The 1,083-nt window shown below is 48.6% G+C and carries 1 protein-coding gene; it reads right to left on the minus strand.

The genetic code is table 11. The features are described 5' to 3' along the window. Positions 1–208: 208 nt before the first annotated feature. Positions 209–1,083: HsdM family class I SAM-dependent methyltransferase (locus CUS_RS03955; protein WP_002847653.1), on the minus strand; the 875-nt coding region annotated here is incomplete at its 5' end.

The following is a 1,083-nucleotide window of genomic DNA, read 5'->3' on the forward strand; positions in this document are numbered from 1 at the left end:
ATACAAGTATTTTCCTTCAACAAAATCATACTTGCTTATATGCCAGCCGGAGGGCTTTATCATTCCTATGCCCTCTCTTTCAGCAGTCGGCATCATATCAATAGATATACAGGCTATACAAGCACCACAGCGGCCCAATTCATCAAGATTAGGATAAAACTCATACGAGCTTATGATAATTTCATCGGGTGTAAAGAACGGTATATTATCATTTACAACATAATATACCTGTGTTGTAGAACAGGTCAACGGGAAGTGCGATGATCGCTTCGATCAGGTCATTTTCAAGCAGCCACCGTCTGATCTGGCTCTCGCCCGAAGATGTACCGCCTGAAAACAGCGGAGAGCCGTTCTCGATGATCGCAGCCCGACCGAGGGCATTGTCCATCTTGTTCACAGCCGACTGAATGAAAAGCAACTGCATATCGCCTGAACCCGGCAGTCCTGCACCGAAGCGACCGTCAAAGCCCTTCTGGTTTTCTTCCTTGACAGCCTGCTCGACACCCTCTGCTGCGTCCTTGCCGCCCCACGGCGTACCGAACGGCGGATTTTCGATTACGAAACGCATCTGTCTGTCGGGGAAACAGTCAGCCTTCATAGTGTCCTGCATACGGATATTCTCGGCATTCTGCCCCTTGATAAGCATTTCAGCCACGCACATCGCATAGGACTCAGGGTTGATCTCCTGCCCGAACAGACGCACATTCGCAGTCGGGTTATAGCGATGAATAAAGTTATATGAAGTCGAGAGCATACCGCCTGTGCCTGCTGCCTGGTCGAGTATGGTGATCTCCTTGTGGTCATCGAAAATATCATCACAGCCCTCCGCAAGCAGAATGTTGACCATGAGCTTGATAATATCTCTGCCCGTGTAGTGATCGCCGGCTTCGGCATTTTCAGAGAACTTACGGATCAATTCCTCAAAGATATAGCCCATCTTCACATTGTCAATGGTCTTGGGATCGAGGTCAAGCTCCGAGAAAGCCTTTACCACCGACAGCAGACGGTTGTTCTTATCCATCTTGTCGATCTGTTTGTCAAAGTCAAGGCTTTTGATGATGTCCTGCACATTGGCAGAAAAGC

The organism is Hominimerdicola alba 8 (assembly GCF_000178155.2).
Taxonomy (GTDB): Bacteria; Bacillota; Clostridia; order Oscillospirales; family Ruminococcaceae; genus Hominimerdicola; species Hominimerdicola alba_C.